Source organism: Streptomyces sp. WMMC940, assembly GCF_027460265.1.
GTDB lineage: Bacteria > Actinomycetota > Actinomycetes > Streptomycetales > Streptomycetaceae > Streptomyces.
Map to the genome: position 1 here is coordinate 3,085,073 of NZ_JAPZBC010000001.1, position 18,048 is coordinate 3,103,120.

At 71.6% G+C, this 18,048-nt stretch carries 14 protein-coding genes; 2 read left to right on the forward strand and 12 right to left on the reverse strand.

The genetic code is table 11. The features are described from left to right. Positions 1-243: 243 nt before the first annotated feature. Both O7595_RS13540 and fahA read left to right on the forward strand, forming a co-directional pair. On the forward strand, positions 244-2,352 hold the full coding sequence (locus tag O7595_RS13540) for a CocE/NonD family hydrolase (protein WP_269728940.1): 2,109 nt from the start codon (positions 244-246) through the stop codon (positions 2,350-2,352). 107 nt (positions 2,353-2,459) lie between these two features. Beyond that, positions 2,460-3,704, forward strand: coding sequence for a fumarylacetoacetase (gene fahA, locus O7595_RS13545; RefSeq protein WP_269728941.1), 1,245 nt, complete (start codon positions 2,460-2,462; stop codon positions 3,702-3,704). A gap of 282 nt (positions 3,705-3,986) precedes the next feature. Here the strand turns inward: fahA and O7595_RS13550 are convergent, their stop codons facing one another. The 12 genes from O7595_RS13550 to nuoE all read right to left on the reverse strand — a co-directional run bounded on the left by O7595_RS13550 (position 3,987) and on the right by nuoE (position 18,042). Next, complete coding sequence (locus O7595_RS13550; protein WP_269728942.1) at positions 3,987-4,337, reverse strand: hypothetical protein; 351 nt, start codon at positions 4,335-4,337, stop codon at positions 3,987-3,989. A 236-nt stretch (positions 4,338-4,573) separates the two neighbouring features. Beyond that, on the reverse strand, positions 4,574-4,723 hold the full coding sequence (locus tag O7595_RS13555; protein ID WP_269728943.1) for a hypothetical protein: 150 nt from the start codon (positions 4,721-4,723) through the stop codon (positions 4,574-4,576). 195 nt (positions 4,724-4,918) lie between these two features. Beyond that, complete coding sequence (nuoN, locus tag O7595_RS13560; protein WP_269728944.1) at positions 4,919-6,568, reverse strand: NADH-quinone oxidoreductase subunit NuoN; 1,650 nt, start codon at positions 6,566-6,568, stop codon at positions 4,919-4,921. Continuing rightward, positions 6,565-8,190 carry an NADH-quinone oxidoreductase subunit M gene (locus O7595_RS13565; RefSeq protein ID WP_269728945.1) on the reverse strand — a complete coding sequence of 542 codons (1,626 nt, stop codon included), beginning with the start codon at positions 8,188-8,190 and terminating at the stop codon, positions 6,565-6,567. Before O7595_RS13565 ends, nuoN begins: the two co-directional genes overlap by 4 nt. Before the next feature lie 5 nt (positions 8,191-8,195). After that, a complete protein-coding gene (gene nuoL / locus O7595_RS13570; RefSeq protein WP_269728946.1) occupies positions 8,196-10,100 on the reverse strand; it encodes an NADH-quinone oxidoreductase subunit L in 1,905 nt (634 codons plus the stop codon). 14 nt (positions 10,101-10,114) lie between these two features. Continuing rightward, the gene (gene nuoK, locus O7595_RS13575; RefSeq protein ID WP_093661653.1) at positions 10,115-10,414 is read right to left on the reverse strand and encodes an NADH-quinone oxidoreductase subunit NuoK; all 300 of its coding nucleotides are present in this window, start codon (positions 10,412-10,414) and stop codon (positions 10,115-10,117) included. After that, entirely contained in the window at positions 10,411-11,310 is a 900-nt protein-coding gene (locus O7595_RS13580) for an NADH-quinone oxidoreductase subunit J (protein ID WP_269728947.1), read from the reverse strand. Before O7595_RS13580 ends, nuoK begins: the two co-directional genes overlap by 4 nt. Then, on the reverse strand, positions 11,307-11,948 hold the full coding sequence (nuoI, locus tag O7595_RS13585; RefSeq protein WP_269728948.1) for an NADH-quinone oxidoreductase subunit NuoI: 642 nt from the start codon (positions 11,946-11,948) through the stop codon (positions 11,307-11,309). Before nuoI ends, O7595_RS13580 begins: the two co-directional genes overlap by 4 nt. Next, positions 11,941-13,350 (reverse strand): NADH-quinone oxidoreductase subunit NuoH, encoded by a 1,410-nt coding sequence (gene nuoH, locus O7595_RS13590; protein WP_269728949.1) that lies wholly within the window; start codon positions 13,348-13,350, stop codon positions 11,941-11,943. The genes nuoI and nuoH overlap by 8 nt, the downstream gene beginning before the upstream one ends. After that, complete coding sequence (locus O7595_RS13595; protein WP_269728950.1) at positions 13,347-15,875, reverse strand: NADH-quinone oxidoreductase subunit G; 2,529 nt, start codon at positions 15,873-15,875, stop codon at positions 13,347-13,349. Before O7595_RS13595 ends, nuoH begins: the two co-directional genes overlap by 4 nt. Beyond that, on the reverse strand, positions 15,872-17,236 hold the full coding sequence (gene nuoF / locus O7595_RS13600; protein WP_269728951.1) for an NADH-quinone oxidoreductase subunit NuoF: 1,365 nt from the start codon (positions 17,234-17,236) through the stop codon (positions 15,872-15,874). Before nuoF ends, O7595_RS13595 begins: the two co-directional genes overlap by 4 nt. After that, entirely contained in the window at positions 17,236-18,042 is an 807-nt protein-coding gene (gene nuoE / locus O7595_RS13605) for an NADH-quinone oxidoreductase subunit NuoE (RefSeq protein ID WP_269732480.1), read from the reverse strand. The genes nuoF and nuoE overlap by 1 nt, the downstream gene beginning before the upstream one ends. Between the last annotated feature and the right edge of the window lie 6 nt (positions 18,043-18,048).

An 18,048-nucleotide genomic window follows, 5' to 3' on the forward strand; every position in this document is an offset into this window, starting at 1 on the left:
TGTGTCGCTGTCACCACTCAAGTCAGCGTATCCGGTCGCCTTTCGATCACCATGGGCGCCTTCCCGCCTCCCCCGGTATGTTCGTGATCAGCTCATACGACTGGATGTGAGAGCTTTGTCAGGAATCTCGAGGGTGCCCGCCGGGACGTGCGCACACCGGCCCGCCGGAGCCCGCCGTGCCTGCTCCCACCGGGCGGGCGCGGGCGCCCGGAGGGGTGTGCCGGATCCGCCGGGGCCGGCGTCATGAGGATCCGCACCGACTACCCGTACGTGACCCGCCAGGACGACGTCCGCATCCCGGTGCCCGGCGTCTGCGGGGGCACCACCCTGCTCCACGGCCGCGTCTGGCGGCCGGTCACCGACGAGCCCGTCCCCGCCCTGCTCGAATACCTCCCCGACCGGCTGAGCGACCGGACCGCAGCCTCGGACCGGCAGCGCCACCCCTGGTACGCGGGGCACGGCTACGCCTCTGTACGCGTCGACGTCCGCGGCCACGGCAACAGTGAGGGCGTGCCCGGCGACGAGTACGCGGCGACCGGGCCGGCGGACGGGGCGGCCGTCGTCGAATGGCTCGCCCGGCAGCCGTGGTGCACGGGCCGCGTGGGCATGTTCGGGGTCTCCTGGGGCGGCACCGGCGCCCTGCAGATCGCGGCGCTCGCGCCGGAGCCGCTGAAGGCCGTCGTCGCGGTCTGCTCCACCGACGACCGGTACGACAACGACGTGCACCGCGTCGGCGGCGCGGTCGCCGCCGCAGGCACCGCCTCCCGGGCCGCGACCCTGCTCGCCTTCGGCGCCCGGCCGCCCGACCCGCTCTACGCAGGGGAGGACTGGAGCCGGCTGTGGCAGACCCGTTTGGAGGCTCTCGAACCCCTCCACCACACCTGGCTGGCCCACCCCGCCCGGGACGCGTACTGGGAGCGGGGCAGCGTGTGCGAGGACTACGGCGCGATCCGGGCGGCGGTGCTCGCCGTCGGCGGCTGGCAGGACCCGCACCGGGACACCGTGCTGCGGCTGGTCCGCGAGCTGGACCCGGCACGGACGCGGGGGATCATCGGTCCCTGGCCGCACGAGTACCCGGACCAGGAACGGCCCCCGGGCCCCGCGATCGGCTTCCTCCAGGAGACGCTGCGCTGGTGGGACCACTGGCTGCGGGACGACGCCCCGGAGCGCGCCGGGCACGGCGGCACGGGGCGGCCGAGCGCCGCAGGCGCCTCCACCGGCGCGGGCACGGGCACCCCCACCGCTGCGGGCGACGCCATCGGCGTGATGGCGGAACCGCTGCTCCGGATCTGGGTCACCGAGTCCCACCCGCCGGCCACGGCGTACGACGAACTGCCCGGCCACTGGGACGGCGAGCCCGACTGGCCGTCCCCCCGGATCACCCCGGTGGCGTACGCGCTCCAGGGCCCGCCGCTGGTCGTCGACTCGCCGCAGCAGACCGGGATCGACGCCGGAAGCTTCACACCCTGCGGCGAGGACGCCGATCTGCCACCCGACCAGCGGGACGAGGACGCCAGATCCGTGAGCTTCGAGTTCGCGGTCGCGGAGCGGACGGAGATCCTGGGACGTCCGCGCGTGGTCCTGCGGCTCCGACTGGACGTACCGCACGGGCTGGCCGTCGCCCGGATGTGCGACGTGGCGCCCGACGGCTCGTCGACTCTCGTCACACGGGGCGCGCTGGACCTCTCGGCCCGGACCGGGCGGGACCGCTCGGTCGACTGGCCGGCCGGGGCCACCGACGCCGTCTCCTTCGAGCTCGCCGCCGCCGGCCACGCCTTCGCCCCAGGCCATCGCATCCGGCTGGCCGTCTCCTCCGCCTACTGGCCCTGGATCTGGCCCCGTGCGGACTCCGCGGGCTTCACCCTCCACCCGGACGGCTCCTTCCTCGAACTCCCTGTGCGCAGCGGCCCCGCAGGCCCGGAGGCGTTCGGCACGATCGCCTTCGAGGCACCGGAGCACGCCGAGCCGCTCGGCGTCGTCACCCCCGTCACACTCGATCCGCCGCGCCCCGAACGGCTGATCGTCCGCGATGTCGCCAGGGGGGAATGGCGCCTGGAACTCTCCGACGACCGCGGTACCCGCGTCCACCCGGACGGCCTCGAACTCACCGAGCGGAGCACGGAGTCGTACACGATCCGGGAACGGGACCCGCTGTCCGCGGGGGCCCGGTGCGAATGGACGATCCGCCTCCACCGCCCGGAGCAGTCCTGGGACACCACGGTCGAGACCCGCTCCGACATCGGCTGCGACGAGGAGCACTTCATCACCACCGACGAGGTGGTGTGCCGGCACGGCCGCGAGGTGGTCTTCCACCGCACCTGGCAGAGGCGCATCCCGAGGAGCGCGGGCTGACGGGACCGGCGCGCGGGCGTGCGCCGGGTGTCCGAGTGGGCCCTGACGCCGACTGCACGGTCCACGTAACGTGTCCTCCACACACGTGGAAAGCGAGGCAAGCACCGATGCCCGAGCAGAGCCCGCTCGATCTGGCCGAAGGCGATCCCTTCGGCCCGCACAACCTCCCGTACGGCGTCTTCACCACGGCGGACGAGCCGGACCGGCGCCGGCTCGGGGTCCGGATCGGCGGCCACGTGCTCGACGCCGGCGCCGCGGCGCACACGCTCGGCTCCCCGTACGCCGCGCTGCTCGCCCAGCCCGGCCTGGGACCGCTGCTCGCGGCCGGCCGCACCGCCTGGCGGGACGTACGGCGCGCGCTCACCGCATGGGTGACGGTGCCGGCCCACCGCCGGGACATCGAGCCGCTGCTCCACCCGCTCGGCTCGGTGACGCTCCATCTGCCCTACGACGTCGCCGACTACGTCGACTTCTACGCCAGCGAGCACCACGCCACCAACGTCGGCCGCATCTTCCGTCCGGACGGCGAGCCGCTCACGCCCAACTGGAAGCATCTTCCGATCGGTTACCACGGCCGCTCCGGCACCGTCGTCGTCTCCGGCACGGAGGTCGTCCGCCCCTCCGGACAGCGGAAGGCCCCCGCCGACCCCGCTCCCGTCTTCGGCCCGTCGGTCAAGCTGGACATCGAGGCGGAGGTCGGCTTCGTCGTCGGCACACCCTCCGAACTCGGCCGGCCCGTCCCGCTGAACGGTTTCCGCGACCATGTCTTCGGGCTCCAGTTGCTCAACGACTGGTCCGCGCGCGACATCCAGGCCTGGGAGTACGTGCCCCTCGGCCCGTTCCTCGGCAAGTCGTTCGCCACGTCCGTGTCCGCCTGGGTCACCCCGCTGGAGGCCCTCGACGCGGCCCGGGTCACCCCGCCCGACCGGGACTTCGGCCTGCTGCCCTACCTCGACGACTCGGGCGACGAGGAGCCGGGCGGCTTCGACCTGCGTATCTCCGTCGCCGTCAACGGGCAGATCGTGTCCGAGCCCCCGTTCGCCACCATGTACTGGACCGCGGCCCAGCAGCTGGCCCACATGACCGTCAACGGCGCCTCGCTGCGCACCGGGGACCTGTACGGCTCCGGCACGGTCAGCGGCCCCGAAGTGCACCAGCGCGGCTCGCTCCTCGAACTCACCTGGAACGGCCGTGACCCGCTCGAGCTGCCGTACGGGAAGCGGACGTTCCTGGAGGACGGCGACGAGGTCACCATCACGGCCTGGGCACCGGGCCCCGACGGCGTGAAGGTCGGCCTCGGCGAGGTCACCGGCCGGATCGTGCCCGCCGACGAGGGCGTGCTGCAAAAGTAGCGTCGTCCGCCCCCGGCCGGACGGACCTCTCGAAAGACGCCCTGTGCAGGACTCCGTCGGATCGGGGCGGCTCCCCGCACGACCTCATGGCGTCGGGTCGGGGGCCCTCCTCGGGCCTCTGACCGCGCGGTGCCGACGCCCGCATGCTCCCGAGCGGCTCGTGGACGGGGACCGGGCCTGGGCACCGTCGTGGTCCGCCACGCGTACCGTCACGTCCCCGCGAGCGGCCGGGGCCTCGCTCGGCCCGCGGAAGCCGGCCCGCGGGCCGCGCGGCCCGGAGCGTCACCCGTGCTCGGCCAGTCTGAGCACCAGGACCAGCGACCCCGACCCCAGGGCCAGGAGGACCCAGGCGGCGACCCACGGCCTGCGGCCGTTCAGCAGATGCCGTACCGCCGCCGTGCCCTCGACGGCGGCGCAGGCCATGCCCAGCACCCCGATGACGGCCCCCGTCCAGTAGGCCCATCCCTGCTCTCCGAAGAACCTCAGCAGCAGGAGGGCCGGGAGCAGCACCGCCGCCGGCCAGGTGTCCGCACTGCTCGGCTGCTTCGGCTCCTCCCGCCGGCCGGGATCCCGCGCGCGGTCCGGAGGACCCGGCTCCCCGGTCCGCTGCGACTGGTCTACTGGAGCGCCCACGATGTCCCCCCGTGTCCGTGATCAAGGTCCGGCGCCCTGGAGGACGCCGGACCTTGATCGCGGGTTGCCCGGAGCCGGGCGGGAACGTGCCGGCAGGGGGAGGGAGCGCGCCGGAGGCCGGACCGGAACCGTTCGCAGCCGCACGGGACCGGAACCGGGCCGCGCGGGTGCCGGCCCTACCCTCGCGGAGGCCGGATCTCGACCCGGTGGGGGCTGGAACCGGTACGGGCGGGCGGTCAGGTCCTGTCGTCCGTGACGCGCTCGCCCTCGGCCTGGGACGGCGTGGTCCGGTCGACGTCGGGGTGCTGTTCCTCGGTCGACTCCTGGTCCTCGCCCTCGGCCTGGGAGGGGGTGGTGTACTCGGGGTCCTGGTACTGGTCGATCATGACGATCCTCCTCGACCCGACGGCCTCGCCCCGTGATCGAGCGTAGTCGCATTCGGACGGCCCGGCCGGGTGGGCGTGAGCAGCGCGAGGGCCCGGCACCCCACCGAGAAGATGCCGTTGTCGATCAACAACGGCATCACTCCGAGGAGTGCCGGGCCCCGGCGCGGACCGTGCGGGGCATCCCCGAACCGCCGCCTACCGCACGAACACGCTCGCCTGGCCGGCCAGGTCCAGGAAGTACTGCGGTGCCACGCCGAGCACGAGGGTGACCGCGACGCCGACCGCGATCGCCGACGTCGTCAGCGGGGAGGGGACAGCGACCGTCGGGCCCTCCGGCTTCGGCTCGCTGAAGAACATCAGCACGATGACCCGGATGTAGAAGAACGCGGCGATCGCGGAGGAGATCACACCGATCACGACCAGCGCCCCCGCGCCTCCCTCCGCCGCCGCCCGGAAGACGGCGAACTTCCCGGAGAAGCCCGAGGTCAGCGGGATACCGGCGAAGGCCAGCAGGAACACCGCGAAGACGGCGGCGACCAGCGGCGACCGCCTGCCGAGGCCTGCCCACTTGGACAGGTGGGTGGCCTCGCCGCCGGCGTCGCGCACCAGCGTGACCACCGCGAACGCGCCGATGGTGACGAAGGAGTACGCGAGCAGGTAGAAGAGCACCGACGAGACCCCCTCGGGCGTCACCGCGATGACACCGGCGAGGATGAAGCCTGCGTGTGCGATCGAGGAGTACGCCAGGAGCCGCTTGATGTCGGTCTGGGTGATGGCGACGATCGCGCCTCCCAGCATGGTGACGATGGCGATCGCCCACATGACCGGCCGCCAGTCCCAGCGCAGCCCGGGCAGCACCACGTACAGCAGCCGGAGCAGTGCGCCGAAGGCCGCGACCTTCGTGGCCGCCGCCATGAAGCCGGTGACCGGGGTCGGTGCGCCCTGGTAGACGTCCGGGGTCCACATGTGGAACGGCACCGCGCCCACCTTGAAGAGCAGGCCCGTCAGGATCAGCGCCCCGCCGATGAGCAGCAGGGCGTCGTTGCCCATCGTGCCGGCGAGCGCCGGGTCGATGGTCCGGACGGTGCCGTCGACGACGTCGGCGATGCGGGCGTACGCGACCGAGCCCGCGTAGCCGTACAGCAGGGCGATGCCGAAGAGCAGGAACGCGGAGGAGAAGGCGCCGAGGAGGAAGTACTTCACCGCGGCCTCCTGCGACATGAGCCGCTTGCGGCGGGCCAGCGCGCACAGCAGGTACAGCGGGAGGGAGAAGACCTCCAGGGCGATGAACAGCGTCAGCAGGTCGTTCGCCGCGGGGAAGACCAGCATCCCGGCGACGGCGAAGAGGGCCAGGGGGAACACCTCGGTGGTGGTGAACCCCGCCTTGACCGCGGCCTTCTCACTGTCGCTGCCCGGCACGGAGCCGGCCTGTGCGGCGAAGGAGTCGACGCGCTCGCCGTGCGCCGCGGGGTCGAGCCGGCGCTCGGCGAACGTGAACACCGCGACCAGCGACGCCAGCAGGATCGTGCCCTGCAGGAACAGGGCGGGGCCGTCGACCGCGATGGCGCCCATCGCCGCGATGTGCGCCTTGCTCGTGCCGTAGCCGCCGGCGGCCAGGCCGACCACCGCGGCGAACGCGGCGGTCAGCGCCACGACGGCGAGGAACACCTGTGTGTAGTGGCGGCTCCTGCGCGGGACGAAGGCCTCGACCAGCACACCGAGGATCGCCGCGCCGACCACGATCAGCATGGGCGCGAGCTGTGCGTACTCGATGTGCGGCGCCTGGATCCTGTCCAGCGGCTCGGCCGCCGTCGTCCACAGGCTGTGGACAGCTGTCGTGCTCACTTGGCCGCCTCCACCTCGGGCTGGGGGTCCTTCTTCTGGACGTCGGACATGGTGTGTTCGACGGCCGGGTTGACGATGTCCGTCAGCGGCTTCGGATAGACGCCGAGGAAGAGCAGCAGCGCGATCAGCGGCGTGACCACCACCAGTTCGCGCAGCCGCAGATCCGGAAGGCTCCGCACCTCCTCCTTCACCGGTCCGGTCATCGTCCGCTGGTACAGCACCAACGTGTAGAGCGCGGCGAGCACGATGCCGAAGGTCGCGATGACGCCGACGACCGGATAGCGCGCGAACGTCCCGACGAGGACCAGGAACTCACTGACGAACGGCGCGAGTCCCGGCAGCGACAGGGTCGCCAGGCCGCCGATGAGGAAGGTGCCGGCGAGGACCGGCGCGACCTTCTGCACTCCGCCGTAGTCGGCGATGAGCCGGGAACCGCGCCGCGAGATCAGGAAGCCGGCCACCAGCATCAGCGCGGCGGTCGAGATCCCGTGGTTCACCATGTAGAGCGTCGCCCCGGACTGCCCCTGGGTGGTCATCGCGAAGATGCCCATGATGATGAAGCCGAAGTGGGAGATCGACGCGTAGGCGATCAGGCGCTTGATGTCGCGCTGTCCGACGGCGAGCAGCGCACCGTAGACGATGCTGACCAGGGCCAGGGCCAGGACCACCGGGGTCGCCCACTCGGACGCCTCCGGGAACAGCCCGAGGCAGAAGCGCAGCATCGCGAACGTGCCGACCTTGTCGACCACGGCCGTGATCAGCACGGCGACCGGGGCGGTCGACTCGCCCATCGCGTTGGGCAGCCAGGTGTGCAGCGGCCACAACGGCGCCTTCACCGCGAAGGCGAAGAAGAATCCGAGGAACAGCAGCCGCTCGGTGTTGGTGGCCATCTCCAGAGTGCCGTTGGCGCGGGCCTCGGCGATCTCCGTCAGCGAGAAGTTCCCCGCGACCACGTAGAGCCCGATGACCGCGGCCAGCATGATGAGGCCGCCGGCCAGGTTGTAGAGGAGGAACTTCACCGCGGCGTAGGAGCGCTGGGCCGACGCGTTGTCGCCGCCGCCCCCCGCCGCAGCAGCGGCCTGTCGAGCGGGTGCGGCACGGTCCCCGAAGCCGCCGATGAGGAAGTACATCGGGATGAGCATGGCTTCGAAGAGGATGTAGAAGAGGAAGACGTCGGTGGCCTCGAAGGAGAGGATCACCATCGCCTCGACCGACAGGATCAGGGCGAAGAATCCCTGGGTCGGCCGCCACCGGTAGTTCTTCGTCTCGACAGGGTTGTCCCCGCCGGAGGCTGGGGAAGGGTCGGCATCGTGCCAACCCGCCAGAATGATCGCCGGGATCAGCACGGCTGTCAGCGCGATCAGCGCCACCGCGATCCCGTCCACGCCCAGTTCGTAGCGGACCCCGAAGTCCGCGATCCAGGCGTGGGACTCGGTGAGCTGGTAGCGGTCGCCGCCGGGCTCGAAGCGTACGGCGATCACCGCCGCGAGCACGAGCGTGCCCAGGGAGACCAGCAGCGCCAGCCACTTGGCGGCCGTGCGCCGGCGGGCCGGGACGGCGGCGGTCGCGATCGCGCCGAGCGCCGGGAGCGCCGCCGCCGCGGTGAGGAGCGGGAAGGACATGTCGGTTACACCGCCCTCATCAGCAGGGTCGCGGCGATCAGCACCGCCGTACCTCCGAACATCGTGACCGCATAGGTGCGGGCGTAGCCGTTCTGCAGCTTGCGGAGCCGGCCGGAGAGGCCGCCGAACGAGGCCGCCGTGCCGTTGACGACCCCGTCGACCAGGCTGTGGTCCACGTACACGAGAGACCGGGTCAGGTGCTCGCCGCCCCGGACCAGGACCACGTGGTTGAAGTCGTCCTGGAGGAGGTCGCGGCGGGCGGCCCGGGTGAGCAGCGAGCCGCGCGGCGGGGTGACCGGCACCGGGCGGCGGCCGTACTGGAGATAGGCCAGCGCGACGCCGAGAACCATCACCGCGACCGTCGCGGTCGTGACCGTGGCGGCGCTGAGCGGCGAATGGCCGTGTTCGAAGCTGGTGACCGGCTCCAACCACTTCACGAACGACTCGTGCCAGGAGAACAGCCCGCCGGCGAAGACCGAGCCGAAGGCGAGCACGATCATCGGGATCGTCATCGTCCTCGGCGACTCGTGCGGATGGGGCAGTTCGCCCTTGTCGTCGGGCTGCCAGCGCTTCTCGCCGAAGAAGGTCATCAGCATCACGCGCGTCATGTAGAAGGCGGTGATGGCGGCGCCCAGCAGGGCCGCGCCGCCGAGGATCCAACCCTCGGTGCCGCCCTTGGCGAAGGCAGCCTCGATGATCTTGTCCTTGGAGAAGAAGCCGGACAGGCCGGGGAAACCGATGATGGCGAGGTAGCCGAGGCCGAAGGTGACGAAGGTGATCGGCATGTACTTCCGCAGGCCGCCGTACTTCCTCATGTCCACCTCGTCGTTCATGCCGTGCATGACCGAACCGGCACCGAGGAACAGCCCGGCTTTGAAGAAGCCGTGGGTGACCAGGTGCATGATCGCGAAGGCGTAGCCGATCGGGCCGAGGCCTGCCGCCAGGATCATGTAGCCGATCTGGGACATCGTCGAACCGGCCAGCGCCTTCTTGATGTCGTCCTTCGCGCAACCGACGATCGCACCGAAGAGGAGCGTGACCGCGCCGACCGTGACGACGGCGAGCTGGGCGTCCGGGGCGGCGTTGAAGATGGCCCCGGAGCGGGTGATCAGGTAGACGCCTGCGGTGACCATCGTCGCCGCGTGGATCAGGGCCGACACCGGGGTCGGGCCCTCCATCGCGTCCCCGAGCCAGGACTGCAGCGGCACCTGGGCGGACTTGCCGCAGGCGGCGAGCAGCAGGAGCAGGCCCAACGCGGTCAGCGTGCCCTCGGACGCCCTGCCCGTGGACTCCAGCACCGGCCCGAAGGCGAAGGTGCCGAAGGTGGTGAACATCAGCATGATGGCGATGGACAGGCCCATGTCGCCGACCCGGTTGACCAGGAAGGCCTTCTTCGCCGCCGTCGCCGCGCTGGGCTTGTGCTGCCAGAAGCCGATGAGCAGGTACGAGGCGAGGCCGACGCCCTCCCACCCGACGTACAGCAGCAGGTAGTTGTCGGCGAGCACGAGCAGGAGCATCGCCGCGAGGAACAGGTTGAGGTAGCCGAAGAAGCGACGGCGGCGCTCGTCGTGCTCCATGTACCCCACCGAGTACAGATGGATGAGCGAGCCGACGCCGGTGATCAGCAGGACGAAGGTCATCGACAGCTGGTCGAGCTGGAAGGCGACGTCCGCCTGGAAGCCGCCGACCGGGATCCAGCTGAAGAGGTGCTGGTGGAGGGTGCGGTCGTCACCGGGCCGGCCGAGCATGTCGGCGAAGAGCACGACGGCCACGACGAAGGAGGCGGCGGCGAGCGCGGTGCCGATCCAGTGGCCCGAGCGGTCGAGCCGGCGCCCGCCGAGCAGCAGCACGGCCGCGCCGAGCAAGGGCGCCGCGACCAGCAGCGCGATCAGGTTCTCTGCGTTGTCCACGAGTCTGCGACCCCTTACAGCTTCATCAGACTGGCGTCGTCGACCGAGGCCGAGTGGCGGGAACGGAACAGCGACACGATGATCGCGAGCCCGACCACCACCTCGGCGGCGGCGACGACCATCGTGAAGAAGGCGATGATCTGGCCGTCGAGATTGCCGTGCATCCGGGAGAAGGCGACGAGCGCGAGGTTGCAGGCATTGAGCATGAGCTCGATGCACATGAAGACGACGATCGCGTTCCGCCTGATCAGTACGCCGGCCGCGCCGATGGTGAACAACAGGGCGGCGAGGTAGAGATAGTTGACGGGGTTCACCGCTTGGCCTCCTGTCCGTCGCGCCGGCCGTCCCGGCCGGGCTCGTCCCGGTCCCGGTCGAGGCGCTCCTCCGAGCGGCGCTCCAGCGCCCTGAGGTCGTTCAGCGCCTCACGGGACACGTCCCGGACCTGTCCGCGGGAGCGCAGCGTCTTGCTGACGGAGAGCTCCGACGGGGTGCCGTCGGGGAGCAGACCGGGGATGTCCACCGCGTTGTGGCGGGCGTACACGCCCGGGGCGGGCAGCGGCGTCGGAAGCTTCCAGCCGTAGGCCGCGGACGAGGGGTGGCGGTCGGGCGACGGGAGGGCGCTCGCCTCGCGCACGCGCTGCTCGGCCAGTTCCCGCTGCGTCTTCGCGCGCTCGGTGCGCTCCCGGTGGGTGAGCACCATCGCGCCGACCGCCGCAGTGATGAGCAGGGCGCCGGTGATCTCGAACGCGAAGACGTACCTGGTGAAGATCAGTGCCGCCAGGCCCTCGACGTTGCCCGCCGCGTTGGCCTCGCCGAGTCCGATGAAGGACCCGGGGCCCAGTGAGGCGTGGCCGATGCCCGCGATCAGCAGGACACCGAAGCCGATGCCGCAGAGGGCCGCCCACCAGCGCTGGCCCTTCAGGGTCTCCTTGAGGGAGTCCGCGGCCGTGACACCGACGAGCATGACCACGAACAGGAAGAGCATCATGATCGCGCCGGTGTAGACGATGATCTGGACGACGCCCAGGAAGTACGCTCCGTTGGCGAGGTAGAAGACCGCCAGGATGATCATGGTCCCGGCGAGGCACAGCGCGCTGTGCACGGCCTTCTTCATCAGGATCGTGCACAGCGCCCCGACGACGGCGACGGTGCCGAGCACCCAGAACTGCACGGCCTCGCCGGTGGAGGTCGCGGCGGCCAGCGCGCTCATGCGTCGACCTCCTTCTCCGCCGCCGGCTCCTCGGGCCCGAAGGTGGAGGCGGCGTCCTGCGGCTTCTCCCCCTTGGACACGGCGACCTGGCGCTCGGTGCCGGGTGCGGCCTCGGTGACCAGCCCCCGGTAGTAGTCCTGCTCGTCCGTGCCGGGGTGGATCGCGTGCGGGGTGTCGACCATGCCGGGCTCCAGGCCCGCCAGCAGCTGCTCCTTGGTGTAGATCAGGTTCTCGCGGGAGCTGTCGGCGAGCTCGAACTCGTTGGTCATCGTGAGCGCCCGGGTCGGGCAGGCCTCGATGCACAGCCCGCAGAGGATGCAGCGGGCGTAGTTGATCTGGTAGACGCGGCCGTACCGCTCGCCGGGCGAGTACCGCTCCTCCTCGGTGTTGTCCGCGCCCTCCACGTAGATGGCGTCGGCCGGACAGGCCCAGGCGCACAGCTCGCATCCGACGCACTTCTCCAGCCCGTCCGGGTGCCGGTTGAGCTGGTGCCGGCCGTGGAAGCGCGGCGCCGTCGTCTTCTGCTGCTCCGGGTACTGCTCGGTCAGCCGCTTCTTGAACATGGCCTTGAAGGTCACGCCGAAGCCGGCGACCGGGTTCTGGAACGCGCTCCCGGAATCCTCGGGTCGTTCAGACACCGTCAGCCTCCTTTCCGTCACGAGGACCGTCACTGTCAGTATTCACGCCGCCACTGACAATCAGTTCGCGGTCGCGGCGGGGCCGCCTGCGCGGAACCTGCGGCAGCACCTGTCCGGGCAGCGGGGGCACCGGGAAACCGCCGGCCATCGGGTCGAACGCCCCGGGCGCCCCGCCCCGTTCGGCCTCCGCCTCCTCGGCCGCCTCCGCCTCCGCCCGTTCCCTGCGGCCGCGGAAGAGGTCCGCGACGAAGGACAACAGCAGGACGGCGAGGACCGCGCCGCCGACGTACAGCACGATCTGTGAGAAGTCGCGGCCGTCGTTGCGCAGCGCCCGTACGCTCGCGACGAGCATCAGCCAGACGACCGAGACCGGGATGAGCACCTTCCAGCCGAGCTTCATCAACTGGTCGTAGCGGACGCGCGGGAGCGTGCCGCGCAGCCAGATGAAGAAGAAGAGCAGCAACTGCACCTTGGCGACGAACCAGAGCATCGGCCACCAGCCGTGGTTCGCGCCCTCCCAGAAGGTGCTGACGGGCCACGGGGCCCGCCAGCCGCCCAGGAAGAGGGTGACGGAGACCGCCGCGACGGTGACCATGTTCACGTACTCGGCGAGCATGAACATCGCGAACTTGATCGAGGAGTACTCGGTGTTGAAGCCGCCCACGAGGTCGCCCTCGGACTCCGGCATGTCGAACGGAGCCCGGTTCGTCTCGCCGACCATCGTCACGATGTAGATGAGGAACGAGACCGGCAGCAGCAGGACGTACCAGCGGTCCGCCTGCGCCTCCACGATCGTCGAGGTCGACATCGAGCCGGAGTAGAGGAAGACGGAGGCGAACGCGGCGCCCATGGCGATCTCGTACGAGATCATCTGGGCGCAGGAGCGCAGTCCGCCGAGCAGCGGGTACGTCGAGCCGGACGACCAGCCGGCGAGCACGAGGCCGTAGATGCCGACCGAGGCGACCGCGAGGATGTAGAGCATCGCGATCGGCAGGTCGGTGAGCTGCATCGTGGTCCGCTGGCCGAAGATCGAGATCTCGTTGCCGGCCGGGCCGAACGGGATGACGGCGATCGCCATGAAGGCCGGGATCGCCGCGACGATCGGCGCGAGGACGTAGACCACCTTGTCCGCGCGCTTGACGATCACGTCCTCCTTGAGCATCAGCTTGACGCCGTCCGCGAGGGACTGGAGGAGGCCCCACGGACCGTGCCGGTTGGGGCCGATGCGCAGCTGCATCCACGCGACGACCTTGCGCTCCCACACGATGGAGAACAGCACGGTCACCATCAGGAAGGCGAAGCAGAAGACCGCCTTGACGACGACGAGCCACCAGGGGTCCCGCCCGAACAGCGAGAGGTCCTCCGCCGCGAGCAGCGTCTGGTCGAGGAGTGCCGGGTTCACGCGCGCACCTCCGGTACGTCGTCGGGGCCGGCGATCCCGTGGCCGGCCGTTGCCGCCGGGCCGACGCGGACGAGCCGGCCGGGCGTCACGCCCGTGTCGCTCAGCACGCCGCCGCCGGCCGAGTTGAGCGGTAGCCACACCACGTGGTCGGGCATCTCGGTCACCTGGAGCGGGAGTTGCACGGAACCGGAGGGACCGCTGACGGCGAGCAGATCGCCGTCCTTGACCCCGGTCTCGGCCGCGGTGGCGGCGGAGAGCCGGGCGACGGCCGCGTGCCGGGTGCCGGCCAGCGCCTCGTCGCCCTCCTGGAGGAGCCCCTGGTCGAGCAGGAGCCGGTGACCGGCCAGGACCGCCTCGCCCTCGCCGGGGCGGGGCAGCGGCCGGGCGGACTCGGTGGGCTGGTCCGCGCGGGGGCCGGTCCAGCCGCCGAGCCGGTCCAGCTCGCGCCGTACGGACCGGAGGTCGGGCAGGGCGAGGTGCACGTCGAGCGCGTCGGCGAGCATGTGCAGCACCCGCGCGTCCGCCGGCGGCAGCGGGCGGGTCATCTGGTCGGGCTTGAGCGCGGCCTCGAAGAGCCGTGCCCTGCCCTCCCAGTTGAGGAACGTGCCCGGCTTCTCGGCCACGGCCGCGACCGGGAGGACCACGTCGGCCCGCGAGGTGACCTCGGAGGGCCGCAGCTCCAGCGAGACCAGGAAGCCGACCGCGTCCAGCGCCTCCCGGGCGCGTGCCGGGTGGGGCAGGTCGGCGACCTCGACGCCGGCGACGACCAGGGCGGCCAGTTCTCCGTTGGCGGCGGCCTCCACGATCTGCCCGGTGTCCCGGCCGTAGCGGTGCGGCAGTTCGCGTACGCCCCAGGCCGCCGCGGTCTCCTCGCGGGCCCGCGGGTCGGTGGCGGGACGGCCGCCCGGCAGCAGCGACGGCAGGGCGCCCGCCTCGATCGCGCCGCGCTCGCCGGCGCGGCGCGGGATCCAGACCAGCTCGGCGCCGGTCGCCGTGGCGGTGCGCGCGACCGCGCTCAGGGCGCCCGGTACTCCGGCCAGCCGCTCACCGACGACGATCACGGCGCCCTCGGCCCGCAGCGCCTCGGCGGCCGTGGCGCCGTCCCCCTCGAGCCCGGTGCCGGACGCGAGGGCGTCCAGCCACTCGGCCTCGGTGCCGGGGGCCGCCGGCAGCAGCACGCCCCCGGCCTTCGCGAGCCCGCGGGTGGCGTGCGTGGCGAGGGCGAACGTCCGCTGGCCGTGCTTGCGCGCGGCCTTGCGCAGCCGGAGGAAGACGCCTGGGGCCTCCTCCTCCGACTCGAGGCCCGCGAGCAGCACCGCCGGCGCCTTCTCCAGGGAGGTGTACGTGACGCCCTCGCCGTCCAGGTCCCGGCCGCGGCCGGCGACGCGGGCGGCCAGGAAGTCGGCCTCCTCCGAGGAGTGGACCCGGGCCCGGAAGTCGATGTCGTTGGTGCCGAGGGCGATCCGGGCGAACTTGGCGTACGCGTAGGCGTCCTCGACGGTCAGCCGGCCGCCGGTGAGCACCGCGGCCCGGCCGCGCGCCGCCGCGAGTCCGGTGGCCGCCGCCTCCAGCGCCTCCGGCCAGCTCGCGGTCTCCAGCTCACCGGTCTCCCTGTTGCGGACGAGCGGGGTGGTGAGCCGGTCGCGCTGCTGGGCGTAGCGGAAGGCGAACCGCCCCTTGTCGCAGATCCACTCCTCGTTGACCTCGGGGTCCTCGGCGGCGAGCCGCCGCATGACCTTTCCGCGCCGGTGGTCGGTGCGGGTCGCGCAGCCGCCCGCGCAGTGCTCGCAGACGGACGGCGACGAGACGAGGTCGAAGGGCCGGGAGCGGAACCGGTAGGCCGCCGAGGTCAGCGCGCCGACCGGGCAGATCTGGATGGTGTTCCCGGAGAAGTAGGACTCGAAGGGGTCGCCCTCGCCCGTGCCGACCTGCTGGAGCGCACCCCGCTCCAGGAGTTCGATCATCGGGTCGCCGGCGATCTGGTTGGAGAAGCGGGTGCAGCGCGCGCAGAGCACGCACCGCTCGCGGTCGAGCAGCACCTGGGTGGAGATGTTGACCGGCTTCTCGTACGTCCGCTTCCTGCCCTCGAAGCGGGACTCGGCCTGGCCGTGCGAGACGGCCTGGTTCTGCAGCGGGCACTCGCCGCCCTTGTCGCAGACCGGGCAGTCGAGCGGGTGGTTGATGAGCAGCAGCTCCATCACGCCCTTCTGCGCCTTCTCGGCGACGGGCGAGGTGAGCTGCGACCTGACGACCATGCCGTCGGTGCAGGTGATGGTGCAGGAGGCCATCGGCTTGCGCTGGCCCTCGACCTCGACGATGCACTGCCGGCAGGCGCCGGCCGGGTCGAGGAGCGGGTGGTCGCAGAACCGGGGGATCTCGATGCCGAGCTGCTCGGCGGCCCGGATGACCAGGGTGCCCTTCGGCACGGAGATCTCGACACCGTCGATGGTCAGCGTGACCAGGTCCTCCGGCGGGACCGCGGCGCTCCCGCCGCCGGCGTTCGCGGCGGACGTGGTGACGGTCATGCGTCCACCTCCAGGTTCGACACGGCCCAGGCCGTGGACTTCGCGGGGTCGAAGGGGCAGCCCCGGCCGGTGATGTGCTGCTCGTACTCGTCGCGGAAGTACTTCAGCGAGGAGAAGATCGGCGCCGCGGCGCCGTCACCGAGGGCGCAGAACGACTTGCCGTTGATGTTGTCGGCGATGTCGTTCAGCTTGTCGAGGTCCTCCGTCGAGCCCTTGCCCGCCTCGATGTCGCGCAGCAGCTGGACCAGCCAGTAGGTGCCCTCGCGGCAGGGCGTGCACTTGCCGCAGGACTCGTGGGCGTAGAACTCGGTCCAGCGGGTCACGGCCCGGACCACGCAGGTCGTCTCGTCGAAGCACTGGAGCGCCTTGGTGCCGAGCATGGAACCGGCGGCGCCCACGCCCTCGTAGTCCAGCGGCACGTCGAGGTGCTCGTCGGTGAACATCGGGGTGGAGGAGCCGCCGGGCGTCCAGAACTTCAGCCGGTGGCCCGGGCGCATGCCGCCGCCCATGTCGAGCAGCTGGCGCAGGGTGATCCCGAGCGGGGCCTCGTACTGGCCGGGACGGGCGACGTGGCCGCTCAGCGAGTACAGCGTGAAGCCGGGGGACTTCTCGCTGCCCATCGAACGGAACCATTCCTTGCCCTTGTTGAGGATCGCGGGAACGGAAGCGATGGACTCGACGTTGTTCACCACGGTGGGGCAGGCGTACAGACCGGCGACCGCGGGGAAGGGCGGTCGCAGCCGGGGCTGCCCGCGCCGGCCCTCCAGGGAGTCCAGCAGGGCGGTCTCCTCGCCGCAGATGTACGCGCCGGCGCCGGCGTGCACGGTGAGTTCGACGTCGAGTCCGCTGCCGAGGATGTTCTTGCCGAGGTATCCGGCGTCGTACGCCTCGCGGACGGCCTCGTGCAGCCTGCGCAGTACGGGGACGACCTCACCGCGCAGATAGACGAAGGCGTGGCCGGAGCGGATCGCGTAGCAGGCGATCACGATGCCCTCGATGAGGGAGTGGGGGTTGGCGAAGAGGAGCGGGATGTCCTTGCAGGTGCCCGGCTCCGACTCGTCGGCGTTGACGACGAGGTAGTGGGGCTTGCCGTCGCCCTGCGGGATGAACTGCCACTTCATCCCGGTGGGGAAGCCGGCGCCGCCGCGGCCGCGCAGCCCGGAGTCCTTCACGTACGCGATCAGGTCGTCGGGGGCCATGGCGAGGGCCTTGCGCAGTCCCTCGTAGCCCTCGTGCTCGCGGTAGGTCTCCAGGGTCCAGGACTCGGGCTGGTCCCAGAAGGCGGAAAGGACGGGCACGAGCAGCTTCTCGGGGCTGGTCCCGCCGCCGGCCTCCGGCCCGTACTCGGTGGACACGGTCATCACTCCCCCTCCTCGGAAACCGGGCCGGCCGGGTGGGCCGGGTCGGACGCCGACGTGTCCTGTGGTGCGTCGTGCGAGCTGAGGTGCTCGCCCGGGGGCTCGTCCTGCGGAGCGGCGACGCGCGGGTGGACGACCCGCGGCTGGGGGGCCTCGCCCTTGGCCAGCCGGAGGCCGACGAGGGAGGCGGGGCCGGCACCGCCGGTGGCCTCGACGGCTCCGGGGCGCTCGTCGGGGAAGCCGGCCAGGATGCGGGCGGTCTCCTTGAACGTGCACAGCGGGGCGCCGCGGGTGGGTTCGACGCTCCGTCCGGCCCTCAGGTCGTCGACGAGACGGCGGGCCGACTCGGGGGTCTGGTTGTCGAAGAACTCCCAGTTGACCATCACGACGGGAGCGAAGTCGCAGGCCGCGTTGCACTCGATGTGCTCGAGGGTGATCTTGCCGTCCTCGGTGGTCTCGCCGTTGCCGACGCCGAGGTGCTCCTTGAGGCCGTCGAAGATCGCGTCGCCGCCCATCACGGCGCAGAGGGTGTTGGTGCAGACGCCGACCTGGTAGTCGCCGGACGGCTTGCGGCGGTACATCGAGTAGAAGGTCGCGACCGCGGTGACCTCGGCCGTCGTGAGTTCCAGGACCTCCGCGCAGAACCGCATGCCGGTGCGGGTGACGTGGCCCTCCTCCGACTGCACGAGGTGCAGCAGCGGCAGCAGCGCGGACCGGCTGTCCGGGTAGCGGCCGATGATCTGCCGGGCGTCCGCCTCCAGCCTCGTACGCACCTCCGCCGGGTAGTCGGGGGCGGGGAGCTGGGGCATGCCGAG

What these genes read in the sequence shown, in the direction of transcription:
- fahA (WP_269728941.1), top strand. Translation starts at nt 2,460, where the DNA reads ATGCCCGAGCAGAGCCCGCTCGATCTGGCCGAAGGCGATCCCTTCGGC.
- O7595_RS13595 (WP_269728950.1), bottom strand. Translation starts at nt 15,875, where the DNA reads ATGACCGTCACCACGTCCGCCGCGAACGCCGGCGGCGGGAGCGCCGCG.
- O7595_RS13580 (WP_269728947.1), bottom strand. Translation starts at nt 11,310, where the DNA reads ATGAGCGCGCTGGCCGCCGCGACCTCCACCGGCGAGGCCGTGCAGTTC.
- nuoF (WP_269728951.1), bottom strand. Translation starts at nt 17,236, where the DNA reads ATGACCGTGTCCACCGAGTACGGGCCGGAGGCCGGCGGCGGGACCAGC.
- O7595_RS13540 (WP_269728940.1), top strand. Translation starts at nt 244, where the DNA reads ATGAGGATCCGCACCGACTACCCGTACGTGACCCGCCAGGACGACGTC.
- O7595_RS13555 (WP_269728943.1), bottom strand. Translation starts at nt 4,723, where the DNA reads ATGATCGACCAGTACCAGGACCCCGAGTACACCACCCCCTCCCAGGCC.
- O7595_RS13565 (WP_269728945.1), bottom strand. Translation starts at nt 8,190, where the DNA reads ATGTCCTTCCCGCTCCTCACCGCGGCGGCGGCGCTCCCGGCGCTCGGC.
- nuoE (WP_269732480.1), bottom strand. Translation starts at nt 18,042, where the DNA reads ATGCCCCAGCTCCCCGCCCCCGACTACCCGGCGGAGGTGCGTACGAGG.